Origin of the sequence: Streptomyces sp. NPDC096205, assembly GCF_044763135.1 — a bacterium.
Taxonomy (GTDB): Bacteria; Actinomycetota; Actinomycetes; order Streptomycetales; family Streptomycetaceae; genus Streptomyces.
Genome location: NZ_JBIWFS010000008.1, coordinates 187,622 through 212,497 on the forward strand (window position 1 = coordinate 187,622; position 24,876 = coordinate 212,497).

General features: G+C 70.8%; 23 protein-coding genes. 19 read left to right on the plus strand and 4 right to left on the minus strand.

What is annotated here, in order from left to right; translation table 11 throughout:
* Positions 1-35: 35 nt before the first annotated feature.
* The gene (locus ACIQ6Y_RS28165; RefSeq protein WP_404042870.1) at positions 36-1,094 is read right to left on the minus strand and encodes a LacI family DNA-binding transcriptional regulator; all 1,059 of its coding nucleotides are present in this window, start codon (positions 1,092-1,094) and stop codon (positions 36-38) included.
* 53 nt (positions 1,095-1,147) lie between these two features.
* Between ACIQ6Y_RS28165 and ACIQ6Y_RS28170 the strand changes: the two genes are divergently transcribed.
* The 16 genes from ACIQ6Y_RS28170 to ACIQ6Y_RS28245 all read left to right on the plus strand — a co-directional run bounded on the left by ACIQ6Y_RS28170 (position 1,148) and on the right by ACIQ6Y_RS28245 (position 17,693).
* Positions 1,148-2,407: an MFS transporter gene (locus ACIQ6Y_RS28170; protein ID WP_404042872.1), complete on the plus strand. Its 1,260-nt coding sequence runs from the start codon at positions 1,148-1,150 to the stop codon at positions 2,405-2,407.
* A 9-nt stretch (positions 2,408-2,416) separates the two neighbouring features.
* Positions 2,417-3,778: a Pup--protein ligase gene (gene pafA, locus ACIQ6Y_RS28175; RefSeq protein ID WP_194048080.1), complete on the plus strand. Its 1,362-nt coding sequence runs from the start codon at positions 2,417-2,419 to the stop codon at positions 3,776-3,778.
* A gap of 130 nt (positions 3,779-3,908) precedes the next feature.
* Positions 3,909-4,913, plus strand: coding sequence for an FKBP-type peptidyl-prolyl cis-trans isomerase (locus ACIQ6Y_RS28180; RefSeq protein ID WP_404042874.1), 1,005 nt, complete (start codon positions 3,909-3,911; stop codon positions 4,911-4,913).
* 89 nt (positions 4,914-5,002) lie between these two features.
* On the plus strand, positions 5,003-5,374 hold the full coding sequence (locus ACIQ6Y_RS28185) for an FKBP-type peptidyl-prolyl cis-trans isomerase (protein WP_404042876.1): 372 nt from the start codon (positions 5,003-5,005) through the stop codon (positions 5,372-5,374).
* A 160-nt stretch (positions 5,375-5,534) separates the two neighbouring features.
* Positions 5,535-6,536 carry a helix-turn-helix transcriptional regulator gene (locus tag ACIQ6Y_RS28190; protein ID WP_404042878.1) on the plus strand — a complete coding sequence of 334 codons (1,002 nt, stop codon included), beginning with the start codon at positions 5,535-5,537 and terminating at the stop codon, positions 6,534-6,536.
* Positions 6,537-6,554: 18 nt separating this feature from the next.
* A complete protein-coding gene (locus ACIQ6Y_RS28195) occupies positions 6,555-7,652 on the plus strand; it encodes a helix-turn-helix transcriptional regulator (protein ID WP_404042880.1) in 1,098 nt (365 codons plus the stop codon).
* Positions 7,653-7,681: 29 nt separating this feature from the next.
* Entirely contained in the window at positions 7,682-7,942 is a 261-nt protein-coding gene (locus ACIQ6Y_RS28200; protein WP_404042882.1) for a hypothetical protein, read from the plus strand.
* Between the two features lie 66 nt (positions 7,943-8,008).
* Positions 8,009-8,203: a hypothetical protein gene (locus ACIQ6Y_RS28205; RefSeq protein WP_404042884.1), complete on the plus strand. Its 195-nt coding sequence runs from the start codon at positions 8,009-8,011 to the stop codon at positions 8,201-8,203.
* 260 nt (positions 8,204-8,463) lie between these two features.
* Positions 8,464-8,754 carry a Sec-independent protein translocase subunit TatA gene (gene tatA, locus ACIQ6Y_RS28210; RefSeq protein WP_404042886.1) on the plus strand — a complete coding sequence of 97 codons (291 nt, stop codon included), beginning with the start codon at positions 8,464-8,466 and terminating at the stop codon, positions 8,752-8,754.
* 47 nt (positions 8,755-8,801) lie between these two features.
* Entirely contained in the window at positions 8,802-9,749 is a 948-nt protein-coding gene (tatC, locus tag ACIQ6Y_RS28215) for a twin-arginine translocase subunit TatC (RefSeq protein ID WP_404042888.1), read from the plus strand.
* Positions 9,750-9,910: 161 nt separating this feature from the next.
* Positions 9,911-12,763 carry a DEAD/DEAH box helicase gene (locus ACIQ6Y_RS28220; RefSeq protein WP_404042890.1) on the plus strand — a complete coding sequence of 951 codons (2,853 nt, stop codon included), beginning with the start codon at positions 9,911-9,913 and terminating at the stop codon, positions 12,761-12,763.
* Between the two features lie 350 nt (positions 12,764-13,113).
* Positions 13,114-14,751 (plus strand): sensor histidine kinase, encoded by a 1,638-nt coding sequence (locus tag ACIQ6Y_RS28225; RefSeq protein WP_404042892.1) that lies wholly within the window; start codon positions 13,114-13,116, stop codon positions 14,749-14,751.
* Positions 14,748-15,155, plus strand: coding sequence for a roadblock/LC7 domain-containing protein (locus ACIQ6Y_RS28230; RefSeq protein WP_402503034.1), 408 nt, complete (start codon positions 14,748-14,750; stop codon positions 15,153-15,155). The genes ACIQ6Y_RS28225 and ACIQ6Y_RS28230 overlap by 4 nt, the downstream gene beginning before the upstream one ends.
* Positions 15,152-15,556: a DUF742 domain-containing protein gene (locus ACIQ6Y_RS28235; protein WP_404042894.1), complete on the plus strand. Its 405-nt coding sequence runs from the start codon at positions 15,152-15,154 to the stop codon at positions 15,554-15,556. The genes ACIQ6Y_RS28230 and ACIQ6Y_RS28235 overlap by 4 nt, the downstream gene beginning before the upstream one ends.
* On the plus strand, positions 15,537-16,157 hold the full coding sequence (locus ACIQ6Y_RS28240) for a GTP-binding protein (protein WP_404042896.1): 621 nt from the start codon (positions 15,537-15,539) through the stop codon (positions 16,155-16,157). Before ACIQ6Y_RS28235 ends, ACIQ6Y_RS28240 begins: the two co-directional genes overlap by 20 nt.
* Before the next feature lie 45 nt (positions 16,158-16,202).
* A complete protein-coding gene (locus tag ACIQ6Y_RS28245) occupies positions 16,203-17,693 on the plus strand; it encodes a cytochrome P450 (RefSeq protein WP_404042898.1) in 1,491 nt (496 codons plus the stop codon).
* On the opposite strand, the gene ACIQ6Y_RS28250 is transcribed toward ACIQ6Y_RS28245, so the two are convergent.
* Positions 17,687-18,664, minus strand: coding sequence for a pseudouridine synthase (locus ACIQ6Y_RS28250; protein ID WP_404042900.1), 978 nt, complete (start codon positions 18,662-18,664; stop codon positions 17,687-17,689). The genes ACIQ6Y_RS28245 and ACIQ6Y_RS28250 overlap by 7 nt on opposite strands.
* A gap of 89 nt (positions 18,665-18,753) precedes the next feature.
* On the opposite strand from ACIQ6Y_RS28250, the gene ACIQ6Y_RS28255 reads away from it, so the two are divergent.
* On the plus strand, positions 18,754-19,335 hold the full coding sequence (locus tag ACIQ6Y_RS28255) for a GNAT family N-acetyltransferase (RefSeq protein ID WP_404042902.1): 582 nt from the start codon (positions 18,754-18,756) through the stop codon (positions 19,333-19,335).
* Between the two features lie 62 nt (positions 19,336-19,397).
* Here ACIQ6Y_RS28255 and ACIQ6Y_RS28260 read toward each other — a convergent pair whose 3' ends face one another.
* Both ACIQ6Y_RS28260 and ACIQ6Y_RS28265 read right to left on the minus strand, forming a co-directional pair.
* On the minus strand, positions 19,398-20,246 hold the full coding sequence (locus tag ACIQ6Y_RS28260) for a siderophore-interacting protein (protein ID WP_404042904.1): 849 nt from the start codon (positions 20,244-20,246) through the stop codon (positions 19,398-19,400).
* A gap of 97 nt (positions 20,247-20,343) precedes the next feature.
* Positions 20,344-21,273, minus strand: coding sequence for a 5'-3' exonuclease H3TH domain-containing protein (locus ACIQ6Y_RS28265; RefSeq protein WP_404043372.1), 930 nt, complete (start codon positions 21,271-21,273; stop codon positions 20,344-20,346).
* Positions 21,274-21,548: 275 nt separating this feature from the next.
* On the opposite strand from ACIQ6Y_RS28265, the gene ACIQ6Y_RS28270 reads away from it, so the two are divergent.
* Together ACIQ6Y_RS28270 and ACIQ6Y_RS28275 are read left to right on the plus strand one after the other, a co-directional pair.
* Positions 21,549-22,625, plus strand: a complete 1,077-nt coding sequence (locus ACIQ6Y_RS28270; RefSeq protein ID WP_404042906.1) for a glycine betaine/L-proline ABC transporter ATP-binding protein — start codon at positions 21,549-21,551, stop codon at positions 22,623-22,625.
* Entirely contained in the window at positions 22,618-24,426 is a 1,809-nt protein-coding gene (locus ACIQ6Y_RS28275; RefSeq protein ID WP_404042908.1) for an ABC transporter permease/substrate binding protein, read from the plus strand. The genes ACIQ6Y_RS28270 and ACIQ6Y_RS28275 overlap by 8 nt, the downstream gene beginning before the upstream one ends.
* Positions 24,427-24,876 lie beyond the last annotated feature (450 nt).

Genomic DNA, 24,876 nt, shown 5'->3' on the forward strand with positions numbered 1-24,876 from the left:
GCTTTCGGCGTCTTGAGTAGCGTCTGGGCGGCGTTTCAGGAGGCCGGTGGAGGCGCTGTGGAGCCCCGTACGACGAGTTGGACGGGGATGTCGCCCGCGTCCGGTGTGCGGCCTTCCAGGACGGCCAGGAGGGCCTGCATGCCGCGTTCGCCGAAGAGCTCGGCGTCGAGGCGGACGGTGGTGAGTTCGGGGTCGATGGCGGTGGCGAGGCCGAGGTCGTCGATGCCGGTGACGGAGAGGTCGTCGGGGATGCGCAGGCCGAGGCGGCGGGCGGCTTTGTAGGTGCCGGCGGCGAGGAGGTCGTCGTCGCACAGGACGGCGGTGGGGCGGGGGGCGGGTCCGGTGAGGGCGGTCTCGGCGGCGGTGACGGCGCTGTCGATGGCGAGGGGGGCGCGGGCGGTCCGTACGGTCGTTCCGGGCCGGTCGACGAGGTGTGCGGCGAGTTCCTGGGCTCGGATCTCGAAGGTCCAGGAGGGGACGTCGGCGGCGAGGTGCAGGAAGTGGTGGTGGCCGAGGTCGAGGAGGTGGTCGGTGGCCTGGCGGATGCCGTCGGCGATGTCGAGGTTGACGGTCGCGGCGCCGTGGCTGCCTTCGGGGTCGCTGTCGAGCATGACGAGGGGGAGCTGGTCGCCGCGGATGGGGGTGAGGGCGTCGGCGGCCATGGAGGAGGCGATGACGCCGTCGAGGGCGGCCTGGGCGGAGGCGAAGGGGTCGCGGGCGGGGCCGATGCCTTCGGGGGAGGGGTAGAGGACGACGCCGAAGCCGTTCTCGGCGGCCACGCGCGCGGCGCCGGTGTAGACGCCGGCGAAGAATTCGGTGGTGAGGGCGGGGACGACGAGCAGGACGGTGCGGGTGTGACCGAGGCGGAGGTTGCGGGCGGCGAGGTTGGGCCGGTAGCCGAGTTCCTGGGCGGCTTGGCGTACGCGTGCGGCGGTGGTTTCGGAGACGCGGCCGCGCCATTTGTCGCCGAGGACGAGTGAGACGGCCGCCTGGGAGACGCCGGCGGCCTGGGCGACGTCCCGGCTGGTGGGGCGTGTACGGCCGTGTGCCACCGTGAGCCTTCTCTTTCGTCTGGACTCGTGAACAGCGCACATGGTACGTATGACAGACGACGTTATACGTAAAACCCCAGCCGGAAGGGCGGATCATGGCCGCGGGATACCTGGAGATCCTCAGGGCGAGGCACGCCACCCGGCTGCTGGTGGGCACGCTGGTGGGCCGGCTGCCCAACGCCACGGCGGCGATCGCGATCGTGCTGTTCGTGCGTGCCGAGGGCGGCACCTACAGCCTCGCGGGCGCGCTGGCGGCGGTCTACGGCGTGGCGAACGCCGTGGGCCAGCCGGTGCTCGGCCGCCTGGTCGACCTGCACGGGCAGCCGCGTGTGCAGCTGCCCGCGGCGCTGGCGTCGGCGCTCGCGATGACCGCGTTCGCGTTCACCGGCACGGGCCTGCTGGGCCTGTCGTACGCCGCTGTGGCCCTCGCGGGCCTGTTCACGCCGCCGCTGGAGGGCGGGTTGCGGGCCCTGTGGCCGTCGGTGCTGCGGCGCGAGGAGCAGGTGCACACGGCGTACGCGATGGACGCGGTGGCGCAGGAGGTGATGTTCACCGTCGGCCCGCTGCTGGTGACCCTGTGTGTGTCGTTGTGGTCGGCGCAGGCCGCGGTGGTGGTGCTGAGTGTCCTCGGGGTGCTCGGCGCGCTGTCGGTGGTGGTGTCGGCGCCCTCGCGCGCGTGGCGCTCGGCCCCGCGGGAGGCGCACTGGCTGGGCGCCCTGCGCTCGCCGGGCCTGGTGGCGCTGCTCGCGGCGTTCCTGTTCATCGGGATGGCGCTGGGGTCGATCACGGTGGCCGCGGTGCCGTACGCCGACGATCACGGCGGGGATGCGGTGTACGGCTGGATGATGGCGGCGCTGGGGCTGGGCGCGCTGGTGGGCGGCACGGTGTACGGGGCGCGGCAGTGGGCGGGCGCGCCCGAGCGGCGACTGCGGGTGCTGGTGGCGTTTCTGGCGGTGTGTTATCTGCCGCTGATGCTGATGCCCGGTGCCGTCGCGATGGTGGCGCTGACCGCGCTGGCGGGTGTGTTCCTGGCGCCGGCCATCGCGTGTGCCTTCGTCATCGTCGACCGGCATGCGCCGAGCGGCACGGTGACGGAGGCGTTCTCCTGGCTGGTGACGACGTTCACGGTCGGCGCGTCGGTGGGAACGGGCCTGGCCGGGCCGGTCGTCGAGGCGGGTGGGGCGCTGTGGGGTTTCGTGGTGCCGGGTGCGGCGGGTGCGGTGTCGTGGCTGGTGCTGGCGGCCACCGGGCGGGTCCTCGCAGCTCCCGTCCGGGGGGCGGTCGTTGCGGCTTCATCGGAAAATGATCCAAATCGTGCCGTCGAACCCCGTTTCAGCTCGGGGGATCGGGCGTAATGTTCAGTCATGGACCGCCGCATTTTCGGGCTGGAGAACGAGTACGGCGTCACGTGCACGTTCAGGGGACAGCGCCGTCTGTCGCCTGACGAGGTGGCGCGGTACCTCTTCCGCCGTGTCGTGTCATGGGGCCGCAGCAGCAATGTCTTTCTGCGGAACGGCGCCCGCCTCTATCTCGATGTCGGGTCACATCCGGAATACGCGACACCCGAATGTGACAACGTGACCGAGCTGGTCACGCACGACAAGGCCGGCGAGCGCATTCTCGAGGGACTCCTGGTGGACGCGGAACGACGCCTGCACGAGGAGGGAATCGCAGGCGACGTCTACCTGTTCAAGAACAACACCGACTCGGCCGGTAACTCCTACGGGTGCCATGAGAACTATCTGGTGGCCCGGCACGGGGAGTTCTCCCGGCTCGCGGACATTCTCATCCCGTTCCTGGTGACGAGGCAGTTGCTGTGCGGTGCGGGCAAGGTGCTGCAGACGCCGCGCGGTGCGGTGTACTGCGTCAGCCAGCGCGCGGAGCACATCTGGGAGGGTGTGTCCTCGGCGACGACCCGTTCGAGGCCGATCATCAACACGCGTGACGAGCCGCACGCGGACGCGGAGCGCTATCGCCGGCTGCATGTCATCGTCGGCGACTCGAACATGTCCGAGACGACCATGCTGCTGAAGGTCGGCGCGACCGACCTGGTGCTGCGCATGATCGAGGCGGGCACGGTGATGCGGGATCTGACCCTGGAGAACCCGATCCGGGCGATCCGCGAGGTCAGCCATGACATCACCGGGCGGCGCAAGGTGCGCCTGGCCAGTGGCCGGGAGGCGTCCGCGCTGGAGGTGCAGCGCGAGTACTACGAGAAGGCCGTGGACTTCTGTGAGCGGCGCGGCATCCGTACCGGCACGGTGGAGCAGGTGCTGGAGCTGTGGGGCCGCACCCTGGACGCGATCGAGACCGAGGACCTCGACCGGATCGGCACCGAGATCGACTGGGTGATGAAGTACAAGCTCATCGAGCGCTACCGGGCCAAGCACAACATGACGATGTCGCATCCGCGCGTGGCGCAGATAGACCTCGCCTACCACGACATCCACCGCCGTCGTGGCCTGTACTACCTGCTGGAGAAGAAGGGTCAAGCGGCCCGGATCTGCAACGACTTGAAGATCTTCGAGGGCAAGTCGGTTCCGCCGCAGACCACTCGGGCGCGGCTGCGCGGCGACTTCATCCGCCGGGCGCAGGAGCAGCGCCGTGATTTCACGGTCGACTGGGTGCACTTGAAGCTGAACGACCAGGCGCAGCGCACGGTGTTGTGCAAGGACCCGTTCCGTTCGGTGGACGACCGGGTGGAGAAGCTGATCGCCGGAATGTGAGCGAGGTGTTCCGGGTCTGTGCCGGAACGCAACACGGGCGCCGTACGTTCCTCGTACGGCGCCCTTCTCACGCCGTAGAGTTGCGCGCACGTCCATCCGACCAAGATCGACCGATTACGAGGCCCCCACCGTGCGCCGACGCTCCCTCATCCTTGCCGCAGTTCCCGCTGGACTGGTCACGCTCGCCGGCTGCGGCGACGACAAGGCAGACTCCGGCAAGGCCAGCGACAGTGCGTCGCCGACGGACAAGAGCCAGTACTCCACGCCGTCGCCGAAGATCGTGGAGGGTCCGCTGCCGGCGATCACGGCGGGTGTGAAGTTCGGCGAGAAGCCGACGGTCGCCAAGGGCAGTGGGCAGCCGTCGAAGGACCTGGCGGTGAAGACGCTCATCGCGGGCGGCGGCCGTACGGTCGCGGAGAACGACTATGTGCAGGCCCACTACCTCGGCCAGGTCTGGGACACCGCGAAGGTGTTCGACAACTCCTACGACCGCAAGACGCCGCTGATCATCCAGCTGGCGCAGGGCAGCATCATCGACGGCTGGCGTTACGGCCTGGCCGGCAAGAAGGTCGGCAGCCGCGTCGAGATGGCAGTGCCTCCGGCCCAGGGCTACGGCTCGCAGGGCAACGCGCAGGCAGGTATCAAGGGCACGGACACGCTGGTGTTCGTGGTCGACCTGAAGGCGACGTTCAACGGCACGAGCTCCGCCAAGGGCACCGAGGTCGCGCAGGAGAACAAGGACCTGCCGAAGGTGGGGACGAACACCGACGGCAAGGCGCCGTCCATCGAGATCCCCAAGGCCGACCCGCCGAAGAAGCTCGTGGCGAACTACGTCATCGAGGGGGACGGCGAGGAGGTCGCCGCGGACAGCACGGTGCTGGTGCAGTACAAGGGCGTGCAGTGGAACGGCGGCAAGGAGTTCGACTCGACGTACAGCCGCAAGTCGCTGACGTCGTTCTCGCTCCAGCAGGTCGTCAAGGGCTGGTCGCAGGGGCTGACGGGCAAGAAGGTCGGCAGCCGGGTGCTCGTCGTGATCCCGCCGGAGCTGGGGTACGGCGACAATCCGCCGCAGGGCAGCGGTATCGAGAAGGGTGCCACGCTGGTGTTCACGGTGGATCTCCTCGCCAAGATGTGACGCCTTGCCGCCCGGGTCGCGGGCGGCGCGTCCCTGGGGATGAAAGACTGTGCGCGTTGCCTTTTCGTACACATGCAGGAGCTAGTGACGTGAACATCGACAAGCCCGAGATCGACTTCCCTGAGGGCGAGCCGCCGGCGGACCTCGAGATCAAGGACATCTGGGAGGGTGACGGCGAGGTCGCGAAGGCGGGTCAGACCGTCACCGTGCACTACGTCGGTGTCTCTTTCAGCACGGGCGAGGAGTTCGACGCCAGCTGGAACCGCGGTGCGCCGTTCCGCTTCCCGCTGGGTGGCGGTCGTGTCATCAAGGGCTGGGACCTGGGCGTGCAGGGCATGAAGGTCGGCGGGCGTCGTCAGCTGACGATTCCGGCCCACCTCGCCTACGGCGACCAGAGCCCGACTCCGGCCATCAAGCCCGGTGAGACGCTGATCTTCGTGGTCGACCTTCTCGGGGTCTGATCGCACAGGGTCTGATCACTTGGGGTCCGATCGTCGTACGACCGGACCCGATCACCTGGGGTCCATGCCTGTCCGGGCATGGGCCCTCGGCTTTTGCCAGGGGACCGCGGAGCGGTACGGTCATCGGTCGGAAGCACCATAGGGAAGGCGAAGGGCATCGATGGCCATTGCCAAGGCCGAGCGGCTGATGAACCTGGCGTTGTGTCTGCTCGGGACGCGGCGGCCGCTCAGCAAGCGTGAGCTGAGGGAATCCATCGAGGCCTACGTCGAGGCCTTCGGGCCCGGCCAGGGTGCGGCCTTCCGGCCCGAGAGCGCAGCGGCGGGGAGCGACGACTCCTTCAACCGCATGTTCGAGCGGGACAAGGACGATCTGCGCGAGCTGGGCCTGGTCATCGAGACGGTCGAGAACCTGGACGGCGAGGTCGGGTACATGGCCCGCCGTGACTCCAACCGGCTGCCGCCGATCACCCTGGACGCCGAGGAGGCCGCGGCTCTGGGGCTCGCCGCCAAGGTGTGGCAGCAGGCGCGGCTGGCCGGTGCGGCCAGCGGGGCCCTGCAGAAGCTGCGGGCCGCGGGGCTGCCCGAGGACGTCGACCCGTACGAGGCGCATGGCGCGCTGGAGCCGCGTATCCCGGTGCACGAGGCCGCCTTCGAGCCGCTGATGCTGGCGTGCCGCGACCGCCGGCCGGTCGTCTTCGACTACCGCAAGGCGACCGCCGCGCATCCCGAGACCCGGCAGGTCGAGCCGTGGGCGCTGGAGTGCTGGCGCGGGCACTGGTACCTCGCCGGCTTCGACCGCGACCGGGGCGCCGAGCGCGTGTTCCGGCTGTCGCGGATCACCGGCAAGGTGCGCAGCCGCAGCGGCGCCTTCACCGCGCCCGTACCGGACGTCGTCACGGTCCGGGAGACCGTCGCGAGCTGGGCGGGCGAGACCGCCGACCGCAGCGCGCGGATCCGGTTGCGGGCCGGTGCCGGTTACCCCCTTCGGGCGAAGGCCACCGCGGTGCGGGAACTCGGCGACGGCTGGGACGAGTTGGAGATTCCGTACGGCCATGGGCTGGATGCCTGGCTGGTGGAGTTCGGGCCGGACGTGGTGGTGCTGGAGCCCGCCGAACTGCGGGCCGATGTCGTGGACCGGCTGCGTGCCGTGGCCAAGGGCTGAGGGGGAGCGGGCAACAACGTGGCAGGCAAACCGGTCAGGCCCACGAACGCCATCGATCAGACCCGGCGGATGCTGTCGCTGGTGACCTATCTGCGCGAGCGCCCCGGCGCGCGCGTGGAAGACGTCGCCCGTGCCTTCGGCATCACCGAGGACGAGCTGGTCTCCGACCTCGACGTGCTGCCGATGTGCGGGACCAGCTTCCGCGGCGGCGATCTGCTCGACATCGACACCGACGGCGAGCGCATCTGGTGGCACAACCCGGCCGCGCTCGGCGCCGAGGCGGCCGAGCCGCTGCGGCTGGCCGCGGACGAGGCGACCGCGCTGCTGGTGGCCGCGCGGGCCGTGGCGACGCTGCCGGGGCTGCGGGAGAGCGACCGGCAGGCGCTGCTGCGGGCCACCGCCAAGGTGGAGACGGCCGCGGGGGAGGCCGCCGGGGCGAGCTCGCGCCTCTCGGTCACCTTCGAGTCCGAGGGCGGTGTCTTCGCGGACGTCGACCGGGCCATCTCCGAGCGGCGTCGGCTGTGGATCCGCTACTACTCCCCGGCGCGCGACGAGGTCACCGAGCGGGAGATCGACCCCATCCGGCTGGTCAGCGTCGGCCACACCTATGTCGAGGCGTGGTGCCGCCGCTCCGAGGCGCGCCGCACCTTCCGGCTCGACCGGGTCGCCGAGATCAGGATTCTCGACGAGCCGTCCGCGCCGCCGGAGATCGAGCTGCGCGACTTGTCCGAGGCGCTGGTGCAGCCCGCCGCCGAGGACCCGGAGGTCGTGATCGAGGTGGGGCCCGGCGGGCGCTGGGTCGCCGAGTACTACCCGCACGACAGCGCCGAGGAACTGCCCGACGGCGGCCTGCGCATCACCCTGCGCACGCCCGAACCGGCCTCCCTCAAGCGCCTGGCGCTGCGGCTGGGCGCCGACGGCCGCATCGTCGCCCCGAGCGACCTGGCCGACACCGCCCGCCGGGCGGCCCGTGACGCGCTCGCGGCGTACGACGGCCTGGAGGCGCAGGGGACCGGTGTGCCCGGTGCGGGCCGGGGCGCGGCCCCGGGCGGACCGGTCGGTGCGTGCGTCGAGGGCTGCGGTGGGCAGGGCGACAGGCAGGAGCAGGGGCTTTGAGCGAGTCGATGCCGTCCGGGGGACGGGGCATGTCGGTGGCCTCCGCATTCGCGGGGATGAGAGGGGTGGCGCCCGTGGTGTTCCGGGCGGGCTGCCCGGACTGCCGGGGCCGCTTCGAGCTCGCCGCCGGTGCCCTGCGCCTGGCCATCGGCGCCTCCAGCCGCACCACCTTCTACTCCTTCACCTGCCCCGACTGCGGCGCGTCGGTGCGCAAGCCCGCGGGGGAGCGGATCGTGGAGCTGCTCACCGGCGGCGGCGTACGGACCCTGCGGCTGCATTCCACGGTGTAGGTCGGCTGCAAGCCACGGTGTAGGTCGGCTGCCTTCCTGGCCGCGGGACCGTCTAGGCTCGGCGTCATGTTCTGGCCGATGTTCGCGGTTGCCGTGGGTTTTCTGGGTCTCGCCGTCCTCGGCGTGTTCGCCGTGCGGGTGTTCCTGGAGGCGCAGCGCCTCGGCAGGCAGGTCGCGGAGGCCGCCCGGCGCATCAACAGAGCGGCCGAGGATCTGGAGCGCGCGGCGGTCAGCACGGCCCGTGCCGTGGACTCGCTGTGAGAGGCGCCGGACAGCGCCGCTGACTGTGCGCTCTCGGCGTGTTTCGGGCGGTATCGCCCTGTCAACTTGCCGGGAGCGACAGGTACGCTGCTGATCGCGGCCCGCTGAACGAGGCCCGGACCGCGAACCGGGAGTACGCACGGGGATTGCCTGAGGTTCACCCCCGGGCGTTACGATCGCTGGCGGCACGATCGTTCGGACACCCGTCCGACCGGTCGGACAGTGTCCCATCAATTCGCCTCGGTGAGAAGGTAAAACATATGTTCGGCGGAAAGATCGGCCCGCTCGAGATCACCCTGATCCTCGTCATCATCCTGCTGCTGTTCGGCGCCAAGAAGCTGCCGGACATGGCTCGCTCGCTCGGCAAGTCCGCGCGCATCCTCAAGAGTGAGGCGAAGGCGATGAAGGAGGACGGCAAGGCCGCCGCCCCGGCCGACCCGCCGAACCCGGGCGACGACCAGGCCCCCGCTCAGCGCGTCATCCAGGCTTCTCCCGGCGATGTGACCAGCTCCCGGCCGGTCAACGAGCCGACGGACACCACCAAGCGCTGACGCAGGGCCGGTGACCTCCGGCCCGCCGTAGGAGATGGGAACGTGGGTTGCTGAAGCCTGCCCGCAACAAGGAGAAGGATCCCGAGGGGCGGATGCCCCTCGCGGAACACCTGCGTGAGCTCCGCAACCGGCTCGCGAAGGCCGTGCTGGCCATCATTGTCGTCACCGTCGTGGCCGCCTTCTTCTACAACGACATCATCGACTTCTTCACCAAGCCGGTCCTGGACTCCGTCGGCTGCCCGGACTCGTTCTCGGAGCTGGCGAAGCAGAAGGGCGACAGCCCCTGCGCCCAGATCACGATCAACGGCCTGCTCGCGCCCTTCACCCTCGCGCTGAAGGTGTCGCTCATGGCCGGCGTGGTCCTCGCCTCGCCGGTGTGGCTCTACCAGCTGTGGGCTTTCGTCGCGCCCGGTCTGCACCGGCACGAGAAGAAGTACGCGTACGCGTTCGTCGCCACCGGCGTCCCGCTGTTCTTCGCCGGCGCCTACTTCGCCTACTCGGTGCTGCCCACCACCGCGAACGTCCTGATCGAGTTCACGCCGTTCGGCGTGGACAACCTGCTGCCGCTGGACGACCTGCTCGACCTCGTCACCCGCATGGTGATCGTCTTCGGTCTGTCCTTCGAGCTGCCGCTGCTGCTGGTCATGCTGAACTTCACCGGGGCGATCACCGGCAAGCGCATGCTCGGCTGGTGGCGCGGCATGATCCTCGGCATCACGGTCTTCGCGGCCATCGCCACGCCGAGCACCGACCCGCTGTCCATGCTGGCGCTCGCCGGGCCGATCTGGGTGCTCTACTTCGCCGCTGTGATCGTCGCGCTCGTCAACGACCGGCGCCGGCTCCGCCGCGAGGCTCTCGGCCCCGCCGACGACGAGGCCTCCGAGCTGGACCTCACGCCCGATGACATCGGCGACATCGAGCCCGTCACCGCGAGCCGGGCCCTGCCCGAGCAGACGAGCACGGACCGGGTCAACGGCTACGACGACGTGACCTGACGACCCAGGGGCCGCCTGAGCGCCTCCTCCGCCTCACCCCACCGCGGGCCGCGGCCGGGGCGCCCACCCGGCGCCGCCGGCCGCTCGCCGTTGCGGGCCTTCACCGGCCCTACGGCCGTGAGCTGCACGGATCCCGGGCCTGCGGGAAGCAGATCGGGATAATGATCGTCCTGTTGTCAGTGCGGAACGGTACGCTCGAAAGCACGATGACAGAGGACCTCTCACCGGCCCAGCGGTACGCGGCAGCCCGCAAGCGCGCTGCCGAGCAGGCCACCGCGCTCGCGTCCTTCCGCGAGATGTACGACTTCGGCCTCGATCCCTTCCAGATAGAGGCCTGCCAGGCACTCGAAGCGGGCAAGGGTGTCCTGGTGGCCGCGCCGACCGGCTCGGGCAAGACGATCGTGGGCGAGTTCGCCGTCCACCTCGCCCTGCTCCAGGGCAAGAAGTGCTTCTACACGACACCCATCAAGGCGCTGTCGAACCAGAAGTACTCCGACCTGTGCCGCCGCTACGGCACCGACAAGGTCGGCCTGCTCACCGGCGACAACAGCGTGAACTCCGACGCCCCGGTGGTCGTCATGACCACCGAGGTCCTGCGGAACATGCTGTACGCCGGCTCGCAGACCCTCCTCGGCCTCGGCTACGTGGTCATGGACGAGGTGCACTACCTCTCCGACCGCTTCCGCGGAGCCGTCTGGGAAGAGGTGATCATCCACCTGCCCGAGTCCGTGACCCTGGTGTCACTGTCCGCGACCGTGTCCAACGCCGAGGAGTTCGGCGACTGGCTCGACACCGTCCGCGGCGACACCGAGGTGATCGTCTCCGAGCACCGGCCCGTGCCACTGTTCCAGCACGTGCTCGCCGGGCGCCGGATGTACGACCTGTTCGAGGAGGGCGAGGGCCAGCGCAGAGCCGTCAACCCCGACCTCACCCGCATGGCCAGGATGGAGGCCAGCCGGCCCTCCTACCCGGACCGCCGGCGCGGCCGCGCCATGCGCGAGGCCGACCGGGAGCGCGAGCGGCGCCAGCGGTCCCGGATCTGGACGCCGAGCCGCCCCGAGGTCATCGAGCGCCTCGACGCCGAGGGACTGCTGCCCGCGATCACCTTCATCTTCAGCCGCGCCGCGTGCGAGGCCGCCGTACAGCAGTGCCTGTACGCCGGGCTGCGGCTGAACGACGACGAGGCGCGGGTCAAGGTGCGGGCCCTGGTCGAGGAGCGCACCGCCTCCATCCCGACCGAGGACCTGCACGTCCTCGGCTACTACGAGTGGCTGGAGGGCCTGGAGCGCGGTATCGCCGCCCATCACGCGGGCATGCTGCCGACCTTCAAGGAGGTCGTCGAGGAACTGTTCGTGCGCGGCCTGGTCAAGGCCGTCTTCGCCACCGAGACCCTCGCGCTGGGCATCAACATGCCCGCGCGGTCCGTGGTCCTGGAGAAGCTCGTCAAGTGGAACGGCGAGCAGCACGCCGACATCACCCCCGGCGAGTACACCCAGCTCACCGGCCGGGCGGGCCGGCGCGGCATCGACGTCGAGGGCCATGCGGTGGTGCTGTGGCAGCGCGGCATGAACCCGGAGCAGCTCGCGGGACTCGCGGGCACCCGCACCTATCCGCTGCGCTCCAGCTTCAAGCCGTCGTACAACATGGCGGTCAACCTCGTCGAGCAGTTCGGGCGGCACCGCTCGCGTGAGCTGCTGGAGACGTCCTTCGCGCAGTTCCAGGCCGACAAGTCGGTCGTCGGGATCTCCCGGCAGGTGCAGCGCAACGAAGAGGGCCTGGAGGGCTACAAGGCCTCCATGACCTGCCACCTCGGCGACTTCGAGGAGTACGCGCGCCTCAGGCGTGAGCTGAAGGACCGCGAGACCGAGCTGGCCCGGCAGGGCGCCTCGCAGCGGCGCGCGGAGGCGGCCGTGGCGCTGGAGCGGCTCAAGCCGGGTGACGTGATCCATGTGCCGACCGGCAAGTACGCGGGGCTTGCGCTGGTCCTCGACCCGGGGCTGCCGGCCGGGCGGTCCAACGGCCATCGCGGCTTCGACCACCATGACGGCCCGCGCCCGCTGGTGCTGACCGCCGAGCGGCAGGTCAAGCGGCTGGCGTCGATCGACTTCCCGGTGCCGGTGGAGGCGCTGGAGCGGATGCGGATCCCCAAGTCCTTCAACCCGCGCTCCCCGCAGTCGCGCCGGGACCTGGCTAGCGCGCTGCGCAGCAAGGCCGGGCACATCGTGCCGGACCGGCACCGCAGAGGGCGTTCGCAGGCGGCCGACGACCGCGAGATCGCCCGGCTGCGCGCCGCGCTGCGCGCCCACCCCTGCCATGGCTGCAACGACCGTGAGGACCACGCGCGTTGGGCCGAGCGCTACCACCGGCTGCTGCGGGACACCTCGCAGCTGGAGCGGCGCATCGAGGGCCGTACGAACACCATCGCCCGAACTTTCGACCGGATCGTGGCGCTGCTGACCGAGCTGGACTACCTGCGCGACGACGAGGTCACCGAGCACGGGCGGCGGCTCGCCCGGCTGTACGGCGAACTCGACCTGCTGGCCAGCGAATGCCTGCGGGCCGGCGTCTGGGAGGGCCTGAGCCCCGCGGAGCTGGCGGCCTGTGTGTCGGCGCTGGTGTACGAGGCCCGGGTCAGTGACGACGCGCTCGCGCCCAAGCTGCCGTCCGGCAAGGCCAAGGCCGCGCTGGGGGAGATGGTGCGCATCTGGGGGCGCCTGGACGCGCTGGAGGAGGACTTCCGCATCACGCAGACCGAGGGGGTCGGACAGCGGGAGCCGGACCTCGGCTTTGCCTGGGCCGCGTACATGTGGGCCTCCGACAAGGGGCTCGACGAGGTGCTGCGCGAGGCGGAGATGCCGGCCGGTGACTTTGTGCGGTGGTGCAAGCAGGTCATCGATGTGCTGGGGCAGATCCAGGCGGCCGCCTCTCCCGAGGGGTCCACCGTGCCCAGGGCTGCTCGTAAGGCTGTTGACGCGTTGTTGCGGGGGGTTGTCGCCTACTCGTCCGTGGGCTGATCTTTCGTCGGCGGGTGCGGGGATCTGTGCTCCTCGCGCCCGCGCGGCGGAGCCGCATATCGATACAGCCCCGCGCCCTTGGGTTCCTCATCGGCGACCTAGTTCACTCGTTACGGTGAGTCACTTTCGCATGCCTATCCTCCGCTACTCTCCGTGTGCGAGCGTGGTCTCAGCGTGTAAATGGGGCCGAGCGTACTCCTGTTGCGGGAGGCATTTCAGGTGCTTGCCGAATATGACACGGCGATGATCCGGTCGGACTAAGCTCGCCCGCAGCGCGCCGAGTTGAGATGAATCGCGCGCTTGTTCCCCTATATGCCTTAGATCCCGACAGTTCCCTGACGAGGGCCCACATGGTGAGTGTCCAATCCCCTCCCGTACGCCGCGAACTCCCCTTCACTCGCGTGCTGTTGCTCCCCGCGATAGTCATGGCCGCGGCGACCGGCGCCGCTGTGGCACTCGTCGCGCAGCCGGCGCAGAACGCGGTGGCCGTGTGCGGTGGCGTCGCCACCCTGCTGGTGATCCTCACCGGCGCCGAGGCCGCGCGCCGCGGCCGTGTGCTGCGCGACCTGCGCGCCGAGCACGCCCGTCACACCGCGTATCTGGAGCGGCGGATCGCCGCCCACGACGAGCGGATGATCCGCCTCGGCCAGGAGGTCGTGCCCGCCGCGCTGAGCCGGATGAGCACCGGCCACTCGCCCGGAGAGGTGATGCGCGACCTGGGCCTCATCGATCCCTCCTACCGGGACCTGGCCGAGGCCGAGCGCCAGCTGGTCCACTACCTCCTGCGGATCGTCGACCACGAGGAAGCCCTGCGCGACTCCGCCCAGCGGTCCTTCGTGAGCATCGCCCGCCGCGTCCAGGCGATCATCCACCAACAGGCCGCGGAACTGCGGGAGATGGAGGAGGACCACGGCCGCAACCCCGAGGTCTTCGACGACCTGCTGCGCATCGACCACGGCAACGCCCTGATCGGCCGGCTCGCCGACTCCATCGGCGTCCTCGGCGGCGGCCGCCCGAGCCGTCAGTGGCCCAAGCCCGTCGCCCTCTACAGCGTGCTGCGCGGCGCCATGTCCCGGATCCTGGAGTACCGGCGGATCTCCCTGGACAACATCGCCAAGGTCAACATCAGGGGCACCGCCGTCGAGCCGGTCATCCACGCCTGCGCCGAGCTGCTCGACAACGCCACCCGCTACTCACCGCCGCAGACCAAGGTCCACGTCACCGCCTTCGAGGTGCAGACCGGTGTCGCCATCGAGATCGAGGACGGCGGTGTCAGCCTCAGCGAGGAGGCCCGCGCCCGCGCCGAGGGCATGCTGGAGCGCGCCAAGGCCGGTGTCGACCTCCAGGAGCTCGGTGACAGCCCGCGCCTGGGCCTCGCCGTCGTCGGCCGCCTGTGCACCCAGTTCAACATGCAGGTATCGCTGCGCAATTCGGCGTACGGCGGCGTCCGGGCCGTGCTGATCGTGCCCAGCGACATGATGACCACCGAGCCCGGCGTCGGACTCGCCCACGGCATCGGCGCCACCGCCCTGCCGCAGACGGTCGACGCGCTCGAAGGGCCCAAGCGCCCGCCCAAGAAGCGCCGCCCCACCAGCCCGCGCATCCCGGCCACGGTCTCCATGGAGGACGAGATCCCGGAGGTCACCGAGTGGACCGCGGGCGGTCTGCCGCAGCGCCGCAGCCGGGTCAAGGTCCCGATCAGCCAGCGGATCGCCGAGCAGTACGCCGCCGAGGCCGCCATCCGCGAAGGGCGCGACCCCGGTCCGCAGTGGGCCGACCTGAAGGCCGAGCTGGAGCGGCAGGCACCGGCCAAGAGAGAAGACAAACCCGCACCCGGCCTGGCCTTCGAGGCCTTCTGGGAGGGCCTGAAGAAGGTCGCCCCGCCCGGTGAACACCCCACCGCGTTCACGCGCAACCCCACCGCATACACCCATCTGATCGAGGACTCGGCCCGCAGCGAGGCCGACGACGAGGGGGACCTCAAGTGATCCAGCAGCGAGCGAACTTCGACTGGATGCTCAAGGAGCTCGCCGACGGCGTTCCCGGCATCGCCATGATCGTGGTGCTCTCCGCCGACGGACTGCGCATCGCCCGGCACGGCGGCGACCCCGACACCGCCGACCGGGTCGCCGCGGCGTGCGCGGGACTGCAGAGCCTGGCGAACGCGGTCGCCCAGGAGATCCCCACCAGCGAGGGCGAGATGAACATGGTCCTCATCGAGATGGACCGCGGCTACTTCTACATGATGGCCGCCGGCGCCAACGCCTACCTCGCCGTCCTCGCCGACATGATCTGCGAACCCGGCATGATGAGCGCCCGCATGCGTGACCTCGTCGTCCGCATCGGCGCCCATCTGACGAGTCCGCCCCGGCGTAACGGGCAGACCGTATGACGCCTCCGCAACGCCAGAGGCGCACCCCCGTCCAGCCCCCTGGCCCGCCCCCGCAGGCGGCCGGGCAGGAGGGCGAACGCCCCAACCCCGAACGGCTCTTCGTCATCGGCGGCGTCGACGGCTCACGCGCGGAGATGGACCTCGTCACGCTGATCGTGGCGCGTACCGAGCCGTCGCCGTCGACGACCCCGGAACAGGCGGCGGTACTGCGGCTGTGTTCCGCCCCGCTGTCCGTGGCCGAGCTGTCGGCCTATCTCAGTCTGCCGTTCAGCGCGATGACCGTCCTGCTCACGGAGATGCTGGCGGCCGAACTGGTCACGGCGCGCGCCCCGATCACCCGTCAGGCGCTCCCCGACCGTTCCCTCCTCGAAGCGGTGATGCATGGACTTCAAAAGCTCTGACACCATCCCCGGTCCACGCACCGAGGACCATCTGCCGCACACGGCCCAGGCCGCGGCGAAGATCGTGATCGTGGGCGGCTTCGGAGTCGGCAAGACGACCATGGTCGGCTCGGTCAGCGAGATCAGACCGCTGACCACCGAGGAGACCATGACGCAGGCCGGTGTCGGCGTCGACGACAACTACGGCTCCGAGACCAAGACCGCCACCACCGTGGCCATGGACTTCGGCCGGATCAGCATCACCGACCAACTGGTCCTCTACCTCTTCGGCACCCCGGGCCAGGAGCGCTTCTGGTTCCTGTGGAACGGCCTGTTCGAAGGGGCGCTGGGCGCGGTCGTGCTGGTCGACACCCGCAGGCTGGAGGTCAGCTTCGACGTCATGGGGCGGCTGGAGGAGCGCGGCGTGCCCTTCGTGGTGGCCGTCAACTCCTTCCCGGACGCGCCCCGTTACCCCCTCGAGGACCTGCGCACCGCCCTCGACCTGACCGACGAGATCCCGATCATGGAGATCGACGCACGGCGTCGTGCCTCCAGCCGGGACGCCCTGATGACCCTGGTGCGCTTCCTGCACTCCATCGCCCTGAGCCGCGCGCTCACCTGAAAACCCCCACACCGGATCTGATCCACCAGCCTCGGAGCCTCCACAGTGACGCCTGAACCCTTCTCATCGACCGGAACGGACGACCCGACCCTCGCCCCGCCCCCCGGCTGCCCCGCGCACGGCACCGGCCCCGGAGGCCGGCACCGGCTGTACGGCCCCGAGGCGGTGGACCTGGGCGACCTGTACGAGAAGCTGCGGGCCGAGCACGGGCCCGTGGCGCCCGCGCTGCTCCATGACGACGTGCCGATCTGGGTGGTCCTCGGTCATACCGAGAACCTGCACATGGTGCGCACCCCCTCGCAGTTCACCCGTGACAGCCGCATCTGGACCCCGCTGATCGAGGGCCGGGTCAAGCCCGACCACCCGCTGATGCCGCACATCGCCTGGCAGCCGATCTGCTCCCACGCCGAGGGCGACGAGCACTTGCGGCTGCGCGCCGCGGTCACCGGCGCCATGTCGACCATCGACCACCGGGGCCTGCGCCGGCACATCAACCGCTACACCCAGCGGCTGGTCAACCGCTTCTGCGAGCAGGGCAGCGCCGATCTCGTCGGCCAGTTCGCCGAGCATCTGCCGATGGCCGTGATGTGCGAGGTCCTCGGCATGCCGGAGGAGTACAACGACCGGATCGTGCAGTCCGCCCGGGACGCCCTCAAGGGCACCGAGACGGCGATCGCCAGCAACGCCTACGTCATGGACGCGCTCGGCCGGCTCACCACCCGCCGCCGCGCGCACCCCGAGGAGGACTTCACCAGCCACCTCATCATGCACCCGGCGCGACTGACCGACGACGAGGTCCGCGAACACCTGCGTGTGGTCCTCTACGCCGCCTACGAGGCCACCGTCAACCTGCTCTCCAACGCGCTGCGCATGGTGCTGCTCGACCCGCGCTTCCGCGCCCAGCTCAACGGCGGGCAGATGACGGTGCCCGAGGCGGTCGAGCAGTCGCTGTGGGACGAGCCGCCGTTCAGCACGGTCTTCGCCTACTTCGCCAAGCAGGACACCGAGTTGGGCGGCCAGCGCATCCGGCGCGGCGACGGACTGCTGTTCGCACCGGCCCCCGGCAATGTCGACCCACGGGTCCGGCCCGACCTGGCGGTCAACATGCAGGGCAACCGCTCGCACCTCTCCTTCGGCGGCGGCCCGCACGAGTGCCCGGGTCAGGACATCGGCCGTGCCATCGCCGACGTCGGCGTCGACGCGCTGCTGATGCGCCTGCCGGACGTGGAACTCGACTGCGACGAGGACGAGTTGCGCTGGACCGAGTCCATCGCCTCCCGGCATCTGGTGTCGCTGCCGGTGCAGTTCGCTCCGCGGGCCCAGCAGGACGTGAAGGAGAAGCCGTCGATCCGGCCGGTCCCGCAGCAGCGGCCCGCCTGGCAGATCGGCACCCCGGCCCCGCAGCCGGCTCCGCAGCCGGCCCCGCCCGTGCAGCCCGAGCCGCAGCCGCCGGCCCCCGCCGAGGCCCCCGTTCCGGCACCGGCCGGACGCCCCGGGGCGTGGCAGCGGTTCCTGCGGTGGTGGCGGGGCTACTGAGCCTTCGTACGACTGGGCGTCCACTCGCCCGCCCAGTCGTCGTACGACGTCCACGCCTCAAGCTCCCGCCCGCTTCTGAAGCGGTGGGCCGTCCCCGTGATCGGGTCGGTGAACTCCAGGACGCGGGCGAGGAGTTGCAGCGGGCGGCGGAAGTCGTCGGCCGGTACGGGCGGCAGGGGTGCGGGGTAGAGGGGGTCGCCGAGGATCGGCAGGCCCAGCGCGTTCATGTGCACGCGGAGCTGGTGGGTCTGCCCGGTGGTGGGAGTCAGCCGGTACCGGGCGGTCCCGTCGGGCCGGTGCTCGGGTGTCTCGATCCGGGTGACGGCGTTCGGCTCGCCCTCGACCTCGTACGCGGCGAGCACCCCGCGCTCCTTCACGATCCGGCTGCGCACGGTGCGCGGGAGATCGAGCCCGGGATCGTACGGCGCCACCGCCTCGTACTCCTTGTGCACCCGGCGTTCGCCGAACAGCGTCTGGTAGGCGCCGCGCTCCTCGGGCCGTACGGTGAACAGCACCAGCCCGGCCGTGAGCCGGTCCAGCCGGTGTGCGGCGCTCAGCGCGGGGATGCCCAGGTCGCGCCGGAGCCGGGCGAGCGCGGTCTCGGTGATGTGGGAGCCGCGCGGGGTGGTGGCCAGGAAGTGCGGCTTGTCGGCGACGACGATGTGCTCGTCGCGGTAGACGACCTCCACCGGGAACGGCACCGGCACCTCGTGCGGCAGCTCGCGGTGGAACCACACGTACAGGCCGGGCACGTACGCCGTGTCCGCGGCCACCGGGCGTCCGTCCGCGCCGACGATCAGCCCCGCGTCCAGCATCCGCTCGACGACCCCGGCGCCCGCACCGGACAGCCGCTCCACCAGATGCTCGCCGACCGTGGCCCAGGTGCCCTCGCCCGGCAGGCGCACGCGCACCGGGTCGATCCCGTCGCGCTGGGGCAGCGGGGAGGGCGGGGGAGGGGTGCGGCGTCTCATCGCAGGCAAGGGTACGTCGCGGCCGCGACCGGCCTTCGGCGCCGTAAAACCTGTTGGGCCCGCCGAGGCGCCTTGGCAGGATGCGGGCCATGCCCTATCTGACCGGTCCTGTCCTGCCCGACGGCACCTTCGCGGGCGTCCCGCAGCCCGTGATCCCCAGCGGCGACGGTCTGCTGCTGCGCCCTTGGCGGGCGTCGGACGCGCCCGCGGTGTACGCCGCCTTCCAGGACCCGTTGATGCACCGCTGGCATCTGCGCGCGGCCGACTCCGAGGACGAGGTGCGCGGCTGGATCGAGGAGTGGCAGGGGGAGTGGGCGACCGAGCGCAGCGCCCAGTGGGCCGTCGTGGACGCCGGGGACGACCGGCTGCTCGGGCGGGTGGCGCTGCACCACATCGACCAGGTCGACGGTCAGGGCGAGGTCGGCTACTGGACGGTCGCCGCGGCCCGGGGCCAAGGGGTCGCCGCCCGGGCGACCTCGGCCCTCGCCCGCTGGGCGCTGCAGGAGGCCGGCTTCCACCGCCTGGAGCTCACCCACGCCCTGGGGAACGAGGCTTCCTGCCGGGTCGCCGCCAAGTGCGGGTTCGCGCTGGAGGGCACCAAGCGTGGGGCGGTGCTCTACACCGACGGCTGGCAGGACGTGCATCTGCACGCGCGCGTGCAGGGCGACTGAGGGCGCGGCGGGAGACTCAAGCCGCCTGCGCCGGGGGGCTCACGCCACCTGCGGCGGGAGGCTCACGCCGCCGGGGCCCTGCCCTCCTGCTCCTGCTCGATGCGGGCGTTCCACTCGCGCTTGGAGGCCTGCCAGCCGTCCTCGTTGTGGCCGAGGCGCCAGTAGCCGGAGATCGACAGGTCCTCGCGGGGGATACCGCGCTCGACCCGCAGCAGACGCCGCAGCTCCTTCACGCAGCTCGCCTCGCCGTGCACGAAGGCGTGCACCCGGCCCTCGGGCCACTGAAGCGCGCGCACCGCCTCGACCAGGGCCTCCCCGACGCGCCGGTCGCCGCGGTGCAGCCAGACGACCTCCGCGGCGCAGTCGATCTTCACTTCCTCCTCGGGGCCGGAGACCTCGACGAAGCAGCGCACGTCGGCGTCGTCGGGCAGCGCCTCCAGGGCGGCCGCGATCGCGGGCAGGGCGCTCTCGTCACCGGCGAGCAGATGCCAGTCGGCCTGCGGGTCGGGGGCGTAGGCGCCGCCGGGGCCCATGAAACGGACGGTCTCGCCCGGCTGGACACGGGTCGCCCAGGGGCCGGCCAGGCCCTCGTCGCCGTGGACCACGAAGTCCAGCGTCAGCTCGTGCGTCTGCGGGTCCCAGATGCGCACGGTGTACGTCCGGGTCACCGGCCACTGGTCGCGCGGGAACTCGGCGCGGATGCGCTCCAGGTCGAACGGCTCGGGATAGCTCACGCCGTCGGACGGCGGGAACAGCAGCTTGACGTAGTGGTCGGTGTGGGCCCCCACCGTGAAGTCGGCCAGGCCGTCGCCGCCGAGCACCACGCGCTGCATGTGCGGGGTGAGCCGCTCGGTGCGGACGACCTGCGCGGTGTGGGGCTTCCGCGCCGTGCGGGCCGGACGTTCTGCCATGGCGGCCTCCCTGCGATCCATGCTTAGGCATACCTAAGTTAGCACTACCCTCAGAGCATGTGCGCGGAACGAGTGCCCACATGAGCACCACAGGCGATTACGCGCCCAAGGTCAGCAGCAGCCGGTGCAGGGAGTTGCCCAGGCCCCAGCGCGCCCCCAGCTCGGCCACCGCCGCGGGGTCGCGCGGGGTGCGCGGCAGGAGCGTGTCCACGTCCGGCAGCGGCACGTCGTGCGCGACCTTCACCACCTTCGGGGCGACGGCGACATACGGCCGCGCCTCGGTCAGCCGCTTGCGCTGCGAGGGCGTGAGCTTCGCCCTCGGGTCGTCCACCGCGGCCATGATCCCGGCCAGGTCACCGAACTCGGCCAGCAGCTTCGCGGCCGTCTTCTCGCCGATGCCGGGCACCCCGGGCAGTCCGTCGCTCGGGTCGCCGCGCAGCAGGGCCAGGTCCGCGTAGCCGGGGCCGTCGACGCCGTACTTCTCGCGCAGCACCGCCTCGTCGGTGAGCTGGAGCATGCCGACGCCCTTGAGCGGATACAGCACCCGCACCCCGCGCGTGTCGTCGACCAGCTGGTAGAGGTCGCGGTCGCCGGTGACGATGTCGACCGGACCCTTGGCGTGCGCGGTGAACGTACCGATCACGTCGTCCGCCTCGTAGCCCGCGACACCCACCCGGGCGATGCCGATCGCGTCCAGGACCTCCTCGATCACCGGCACCTGCGGCGACAGGGTGTCCGGCACCACCTCCTCGTCCGGCCCGACCGCGTGCTCCTCGGCGACCCGGTGCGCCTTGTAGGAGGGGATCAGGTCGACCCGCCACTGCGGCCGCCAGTCGGCGTCCATGCAGGCCACCAGCTCGTCCGGGCGGTGGTCGCGCACCAGGCGGTCGATGAACTCCAGCAGCCCGCGCACGGCGTTCACCGGCGTGCCGTCCGGGGCCTTCACGGACTCCGGGACGCCGAAGTAGGCGCGGAAGTAGAGCGAGGCGGTGTCGAGGAGCATCAGTCGTCCGGTCACGCCTCGCATCATGCCGCACACCACTGACAACCACGCGTCATACCGCACACCACTGACAACCACGCGTCATACCGCACACCACTGACAACCACGCGTCATGCCGCACACCACTGACAACCACGCGCCGGAACGTGTTGCGCCCTGCGCCTGTGCCGTGACCTGCCCCACTTGTGCGTTTGTGGTCTGCGGCTGCGGGCAGGCGCCGCCACGGAGCGACGTCGGCCGTCGACCCCCTCAGGCGGCCGCTCGCTCCGTTTCCATTGCCCCCGAGACAAGAGGTTCGCGTGTCAGCCAGGCTAGAGGCCGATCATCTCTACAAGGTGTTCGGCAGACGACAGGACGAGGCGGTCGACCGGCTCCGCAAGGGAGCCGACCGGGAGGAACTGCGCGCCGACGGCACCACCGCCGCCGTGATCGACGCCTCCTTCACGGTGGACGAGGGCCGGATCTTCGTCGTCATGGGCCTGTCCGGCTCCGGCAAGTCCACCCTGCTGCGGATGCTCAACGGCCTGCTGGAGCCGACCGCCGGGCAGGTCCGCTTCGACGGACAGGACCTGACCGCGCTCGGCGCACGCGAGCTGCGCGAGGTCCGCTCGAAGAAGATCAGCATGGTCTTCCAGCACTTCGCGCTGTTCCCGCACCGCAGCGTCCTGGACAACGCCGCCTACGGCCTCGCCGTGCAGGGGGTGCCGCGCGCGGAGCGCGAGAAGCGCGCCGCCGAGGCCCTCGAACTGTGCGGCCTCGCCGGCTGGGAGAAGTCCTGGCCGGACGAGCTGTCCGGCGGCATGCAGCAGCGGGTGGGCCTGGCCCGTGCGCTGGCCACCGACGCCGACCTGCTGCTGATGGACGAATCCTTCAGCGCGCTGGACCCGCTGATCCGCCGTGACATGCAGGACCAGCTGCTCACCCTCCAGCGCACCCTGAAGAAGACCATCGTCTTCATCACCCACGACCTCAACGAGGCCATGCGCCTGGGCGACCGTATCGCCGTCATGCGCGACGGCCGCATCGTGCAGAACGGCACCGCCGAGGACATCCTGCTGCGCCCGGCGAACGACTACGTCGCCTCCTTCATCAAGGACGTCGACCGCTCCCGCGTGCTGACCGCGGGCGCGGTGATGGACACCTCGGTGACCGGCGAGGCCCCCGCGTGCGGCTGTGAGACCGCCACCCGCGAGACGCCGTTCGCGGAGCTCTGCGCGATCAGCGCCCGCCTGTCGCACCGCGTGTCGGTGGTGGACGAGGCGAACCACGTCATCGGCGTGGTGCCGCGGCAGCGGCTGCTCGCCTTCCTCGGCGACGAGAGCGCCGACCCCGCGCCCTGTGACAACCCGGACGGGAAGGTGGCCGCCCGTGCCTAGGCTTCAGCTCGGTGACTGGGTCGACTCCGGTGTCGACTGGCTCGTCACGCATCTGTCCTGGCTCTTCGACGCCGTCAAGACGGTCGTCGAGGGCATGTACGACGGTATCGACGCCGTCCTGACCGCGCCCCAGCCGCTGCTCCTTGCGGGCATCCTCGCGGTGCTCGCCTGGTGGCTGCGGGGCCTGGCCGCGGGGGTGCTGTCCTTCGCGGGGTTCGCGCTGATCGACTCGCTCGACCTGTGGGACAAGGCGATGTCGACGCTGTCCCTGGTGCTGGTCGCCACCGTGATCGCCCTGGTGATCTCCATCCCGCTGGGCATCTGGGCGGCCCGCTCCAAGGCCGTCAGCGCGGCCGTTCGGCCCGTCCTGGACCTGCTCCAGACGATGCCGTCGATGGTGCTGCTGATCCCGGCGATCCTGTTCTTCGGCATGGGCGTGCCCGCCGGTGTCGTCGCCACCCTGATCTTCGCGCTCGCGCCGGGCGTGCGGATGACCGAGCTCGGCATCCGCCAGGTCGACGCGGAACTGGTGGAGGCCGCCGAGGCCTTCGGCACCACACCCCGCGACACGCTCCTGCGGGTCCAGCTGCCGCTCGCCCTGCCGACCATCATGGCGGGCGTCAACCAGGTGATCATGCTGGGCCTGTCGATGGTCGTCATCGCCGGCATGGTCGGCACCGGCGGCCTCGGCGGCGCCGTCAACGAGGCCATCGGCCAGCTCGACATCGGCCTCGGCTTCGAGGCGGGCCTCGGCATCGTCGTCCTCGCGATCTACCTGGACCGCGTCACCGGCGCGCTGGGCACGCAGCTGTCCCCGCTGGGCCGCCGCGCCGCCGCGAAGGTCCGCCGCACCCCCCTGACCTACCGCCTGCGCCCCACCGTCGCGGTGATCGGCGTCGTCGTCCTCGCCCTGGTGGCGGGCGGCATGAACGTCTTCGGGTCGAACGCCGGCACCGCCGAGGCCTCCGCCACGGACGTCGGCAAGGGCCGCGAGGTCAAGATCGGCTACATCCCGTGGGACGAGGGCATCGCCTCCACCTACCTGTGGAAGGAGCTGCTGGAGCGCCGCGGCTTCGAGGTCACCACCACCCAGTACGCCGCCGGGCCGCTGTACACGGGCCTGGCCACCGGCCAGATCGACTTCCAGACCGACTCCTGGCTGCCGGTCACCCACGCCGAGTACTGGAAGAAGTACGGCAAGCAGCTCGACGACCTCGGCAAGTGGTACGGCCCCACCTCCCTGGAGCTGAGCGTCCCGTCGTACATGAAGGACGTCAACACGCTCGCCGACCTGAAGCGGCACGCCGCCGACTTCGACGGCAAGATCGTCGGCATCGAGCCGAGCGCCGGAATGATGGGCCTGCTCAAGGACAAGGTGCTCAAGGAGTACGGTCTCGAGGGCTCCTACGACGTCGTCGACGGCTCCACCCCGGCGATGCTGGCCCAGCTGAAGCGGGCGTACGCCAAGAAGGAGCCGGTCGTCGTCACGCTGTGGTCGCCGCACTGGGCGTACAGCGACTACGACCTGAAGAAGCTGAAGGACCCCAAGGGCGCCTGGGGCGCGGGCGACGGCGTGCACACGCTGGCCCGCGACGGCTTCGCCGCCGACAACCCCGAGGTCGGCCGCTGGCTGAAGGACTTCTCGATGACCGAGCGGCAGCTCACGGATCTGGAGTCGCAGATCCAGAAGGCCGGCAAGGGCCAGGAGCAGCAGGCCGTGCGCGACTGGCTGCAGGACAACCCCGCACTGGTGGACCAGTGGGCACCGGTCGCCGGAGACGCCGGCCGGGCGTCGGGCTGACGCACTGACGGGCGTCCCGACGACCCGATGAGGGCGTCCTGACCCCCCATGGACGGGCGGCCGGGTGACCTGACGGACCCGGCCGCCGGACAGAGGGGCGGGCCACCGTACGACTTCCCCTTCGTACGGCGGCCCGCCCCTCCTCTTCGCCCCGCGACGGCCACCGTAAGAATCCGGCCAACCACGCAGAGCCACGCACGGGCCTGTGAACGGCTCCCGAGCCGCCCGGAGTTCGAGACGGGCCTCCTTCGGGAACTCGGGAACAGACGGAGACGCCGGTGCATTGAACCCGGAACGATCCCTGTGGGATGGCGCGAAGTATGAGGTCGGACCTCAGACAATGTGTCGTCGATGTGACGGCCGCCTGAAACGGTTTGCCGAACATGCGTAGGGTGCAGAGAACCCAAGAGAATGCACCGCAAGCAGCGCGTCCCTGACCCGACCGACGAG